Annotated in this window: 6 protein-coding genes; 4 read left to right on the top strand and 2 right to left on the bottom strand. The window is 65.0% G+C overall.

The window, feature by feature from the left end:
• Positions 1-46: 46 nt before the first annotated feature.
• Positions 47-502: a peptidylprolyl isomerase gene (locus KH616_RS21925; RefSeq protein ID WP_292251252.1), complete on the bottom strand. Its 456-nt coding sequence runs from the start codon at positions 500-502 to the stop codon at positions 47-49.
• Between the two features lie 124 nt (positions 503-626).
• Here KH616_RS21925 and radC point away from each other — a divergent pair, with 124 nt between their 5' ends.
• The 4 genes from radC (at position 627) to nadB (ending at position 3,817) form a co-directional block, all read left to right on the top strand.
• Positions 627-1,382, top strand: coding sequence for a DNA repair protein RadC (gene radC, locus KH616_RS21920; RefSeq protein WP_292251250.1), 756 nt, complete (start codon positions 627-629; stop codon positions 1,380-1,382).
• Between the two features lie 258 nt (positions 1,383-1,640).
• Entirely contained in the window at positions 1,641-1,874 is a 234-nt protein-coding gene (rpmB, locus tag KH616_RS21915; protein WP_004186391.1) for a 50S ribosomal protein L28, read from the top strand.
• Between the two features lie 18 nt (positions 1,875-1,892).
• Positions 1,893-2,060 (top strand): 50S ribosomal protein L33, encoded by a 168-nt coding sequence (rpmG, locus tag KH616_RS21910; RefSeq protein WP_007586229.1) that lies wholly within the window; start codon positions 1,893-1,895, stop codon positions 2,058-2,060.
• 164 nt (positions 2,061-2,224) lie between these two features.
• Positions 2,225-3,817, top strand: a complete 1,593-nt coding sequence (gene nadB / locus KH616_RS21905; protein ID WP_292250744.1) for an L-aspartate oxidase — start codon at positions 2,225-2,227, stop codon at positions 3,815-3,817.
• Between the two features lie 76 nt (positions 3,818-3,893).
• On the opposite strand, the gene nadC is transcribed toward nadB, so the two are convergent.
• Positions 3,894-4,421, bottom strand: a 528-nt coding sequence (nadC, locus tag KH616_RS21900; RefSeq protein ID WP_292250742.1) for a carboxylating nicotinate-nucleotide diphosphorylase, incomplete at its 5' end; no start/stop codon positions are given.

Here is a 4,421-nt window from a genome sequence, read left to right as displayed (position 1 = left end):
TCGGCGGCGACGGTCTGTCCGGACAGGATGTCGGTGGAGCTCATGATTACAGGATCCCGATGATTTTCACTTCGAACGTGAGTGCTTGGCCCGCGAGCGGATGGTTGAAGTCGAACAGCGCGGAGGTTTCGCCGATTTCCTTCAGCACCCCGGCATAGCGGCCGCCATCCGGCGCGTTGAACTCGATCAGGTCGCCCGGCGTGAAATCGTCGCCGACCATCCCGTTCTCGCGCAGCGTCGCGAGCGATACGCGCTGGATCATGTCGGGATTTCGGGGGCCGAATGCCTGTTCGGGCGCTAGCTGAAAAGTCGAGTGGTCACCCACCTTGAGCCCGATGAGAATGTCTTCCAGCGACGCCGCCAGCTGCCCCGCGCCGAGCAGCAACGTGGCGGGCTTGTCGTCAAAGGTGTTGACGATGTCGGCGCCGTCGGCCAGTGCCAGCCGGTAGTGCAGCGTGACGTGCGAACCGGGCTTCACTTCTGAAAGATCGATGAGGCTCATGAATTACTCGTTCGGTCGGCGCCCGAAGCGGCCCTGAGGCCGAGCGCAAAACCGGTATTGTAAGTCACCTGAGCGCACAAGGCAGAAAGTGCGACGATGGCGCGCACACAATGGAGAATCAACGATGCTGCTTCCCTTCCCGATTTGCGAATGCCGCGATTCCGCCGATGCCGTGCCGGGCGGCGGCTCCGGCAGCGCGGTCAGGGCGTCCGCCCGCAAGCGGCGCCCGAGCGGCCTGCCCCGCGAGCGGCTGCTCGAACGCGGGCCGGCCTCGCTGACCGATACGGAGCTGATCGCGCTGCTGCTCGGCACCGGCATCCCGGGACGCGACGTGTTCGCGGTCGCCCAGGATCTGATGGCACAGGTCGGCTCGCTGCGCGGGCTGCTCGACGCCACGGCGAGCGATTTCGCGGGACAGCCCGGCGTCGGGCCGGCCCGGACCGCGCTCCTCGTCGCGATCACCGAGCTGGCGCGACGCGCGCTGGCCGAGAAGGCGAGCGAGCGGCCGCTCATCGACTCGCCCGGCGCAGTCGAGGACTACCTGCGGCTCATGATCGGCACGCGCCCCTACGAAGTGTTCGTCTGCCTGTTTCTCGACGCCCGCCACTGCCTGCTGCGCACCGAGGAAAGTGCGCGCGGCTCGCTGACGCGGATGGCCGTCTACCCGCGCGAGATCGTGCGGCGCGCACTGTCGTTGAACGCCGCGGCGCTGATCGTCGCGCACAATCACCCGTCCGGCGCCGTGCGGCCGAGCGCGGAAGATCGCCGTCTGACCCGCGTGCTGCGCGACGCGCTCGCACTCGTCGACGTGCGGCTGCTGGATCACATCGTCGTCGGCGCGAGCGACACGTTTTCGTTCGCGCGGGCCAGTTGGCTATAAGGCTGCAAGCGGGGTTGCGGGCGCGGTTCGAGACGGTCCGACAAAGGGGACTGCAACGCCCCGGCGAAATTGGGTTTGATTTTCCTGAATTTTTTCTGTTAGAATCGCCGTCTGACTTTTTTCCAACCAGTTCTAGCCATCGAAGGCCTTGTCTGTAAGGGCTTGGGCGTTCAGAGTGCAACCATGGATCACGTGGATGTGCGAAGAGCTCCTTCATCGGCGATCGAACCCCGAATTTAGCGTATTAGGAGTGCTCTCATGGCACGCGTATGCCAAGTAACTGGGAAAGCGCCGATGAGCGGCAACAATGTTTCCCACGCCAACAACAAGACGAAGCGCCGCTTCCTGCCGAACCTGCAAAACCGCCGGTTCTGGGTGGAGAGCGAAAACCGCTGGGTGCGCCTGCGTGTTTCCAACGCCGGCCTGCGCCTGATCGACAAGAACGGCATCGATTCCGTGCTCGCAGACCTGCGCGCACGCGGCGAAGCCTAAGCCTAAGGGAGCGTAATCATGGCAAAAGGCGCACGCGACAAGATCAAGCTTGAGTCGACCGCTGGTACGGGTCACTTCTACACGACCACGAAGAACAAACGCAACATGCCGGAAAAGATGGAGATCATGAAGTTCGATCCCGTCGTTCGCAAGCATGTGGCGTACAAGGAAACCAAGATCAAGTAATCTCCTGGTTTCTGCCAGCCTGACGATGACCAGAAAGCCCCGCAACCGCGGGGCTTTTTGTTTTTGCGCGCAAGCGTTCGCCCGACGCGGTATGCTCTCCCCTTTCTCCGGTCAAGTACCGGGGAAAAATACAAGATCTAGAGCGGCAATTATGGAGATGCAGCATGAATTTCGACGTGGCGATCGTCGGCAGCGGCCTGGCAGGCCTGTCGGTCGCACTCAATCTGGCCAGCACGCGGCGCGTCGCGTTGATCGCGAAGCGTTCGATGATGGAGGGCGCGAGCGATAACGCGCAGGGCGGCATCGCTGCCGTGCTCGATTCCGCGGACAGCATCGAGAATCACGTCAACGACACGCTGGTCGCCGGCGGCGGCCTCTGCGACGAAGGCGCAACGCGCTATATCGTCGAGCACGGCCGCGAGGCGATCGAATGGCTGATCTCGCAGGGCGTGCCATTCACGAAGGACGACGCCGCCGAGCTCGGCTTCCACCTGACCCGCGAAGGCGGCCACAGTCACCGGCGCATCATCCATGCCGCCGACGCCACCGGTCACGCGGTGCTCGCGACGCTGTCGGAACGCGCGCGCCGCCATCCGAACATCACGTTCTTCGAAGATCACCACGCGATCGACCTGATCACGTCGGAACGCCTCGGCCTCGCCGGCCGCCGCTGTCATGGCCTGTACGCGCTCGACGTCCGGAGCGGCCGCACGATCACGATCGAGGCGCCGCATACCGTGCTCGCCACCGGCGGCGCCGGCAAGGTGTATCTGTACACGACCAACCCGGACACCGCGACCGGCGACGGCATCGCGATGGCGTGGCGCGCCGGTTGCCGCGTCTCGAACATGGAATTCATCCAGTTCCATCCGACCTGCCTGTTCCATCCGTATGCGAAATCGTTCCTGATTTCCGAGGCGGTGCGCGGCGAAGGCGGCCTGCTGAAGCTGCCGGACGGCACCCGCTTCATGCCCGCCCACGATCCGCGCGCGGAACTGGCGCCTCGCGACATCGTCGCGCGCGCGATCGACTTCGAGATCAAGAAGCGCGGCATCGACTGCGTTTATCTCGACATCAGCCACCAGCCGGAAGCATTCCTGCGCGAGCACTTCCCGACCATCCACGCGCGCTGCCTCGAATTCGGCATCGACATCGCGAAAGAGCCGATTCCGGTCGTACCGGCCGCGCACTATACGTGCGGCGGCGTCGTCACCGACCTGGCCGGCCGCACGGATCTCGCCGGCCTGTATGCGGTCGGCGAAACGTCGTACACCGGGCTGCACGGCGCGAACCGCCTCGCGAGCAACTCACTGCTCGAATGCCTCGTGATCGGCCGCGCCGCCGCCGAGGCGATCGAGGCGGCCGGTTTCGACGTCGAGTCGACCGGCCCGCTGCCCGCCTGGGACGAAAGCCGCGTGTCGGATGCGGACGAGGAAGTCGTCGTCGCGCACAACTGGGATGAATTGCGGCGCCTGATGTGGAACTACGTCGGCATCGTACGCACCGACAAGCGCCTCGAACGGGCCAAGCACCGTCTGTCGCTGCTGCGCGACGAAATCCACGAGTATTACGCGAACTTCCGCGTCAGCCGCGATCTGCTCGAGCTGCGCAATCTCGTCGACGTCGCGATGCTGATCGTCAAGAGCGCGCAATCGCGGCGCGAAAGCCGCGGGCTGCATTACAGCCGCGACTGGCCCCATACGTTGCCGAAAGCGCTGCCGAGCGTGCTCACGCCCCGCACGCGGCCGCGCCGGTAACACCCGCGCGTCGCACCATGAAAAAAGCCGTTGGCATGGCGCGCCAACGGCTTTTTCGTGTCTTCACGCCTCGCGATCAGTCGACGATACGCATCGAATAATCGGTCGCACGCACGTCCTTCGTCAGCGCGCCGATCGAAATCCGGTCGACGCCGGTTTCGGCGATCGCGCGGACCGTATCCAAATTGACGCCGCCCGAGACTTCGAGCACCGCGTGGCCGCCGGCGATCCGTACCGCTTCACGCATCATGTCGAGCGTGAAGTTGTCGAGCAGCACCGACTGCGCACCGCGTGCAAGCGCAGTTTCGAGCTGCGCGAGCGTTTCGACCTCGATCTGCACCGTCACGCCCGCCTTCAATGCGAACGCCGCGTCGAGCGCCTCGCCGACGCCGCCGGCCGCAGCGATGTGGTTCTCCTTGATCAGGATGCCGTCATACAGCGCCAGGCGCTGGTTCGCGCCACCGCCGACCCGCACCGCGTACTTCTGCGCGAGACGCAGGCCCGGCAGCGTCTTGCGCGTGTCGAGGATCTTGGCGCGCGTGCCTTCGATCCGGTCGACATAGCGGCGGGTCGCCGTCGCGACGCCCGACAGCAGCTGCAGGAA

This window comes from Burkholderia sp. (assembly GCF_018375725.1).
GTDB lineage: Bacteria > Pseudomonadota > Gammaproteobacteria > Burkholderiales > Burkholderiaceae > Burkholderia.
The sequence above is the reverse complement of the archived record's forward strand: the minus strand, read 5'-3'. Positions and strand labels throughout refer to the sequence as shown.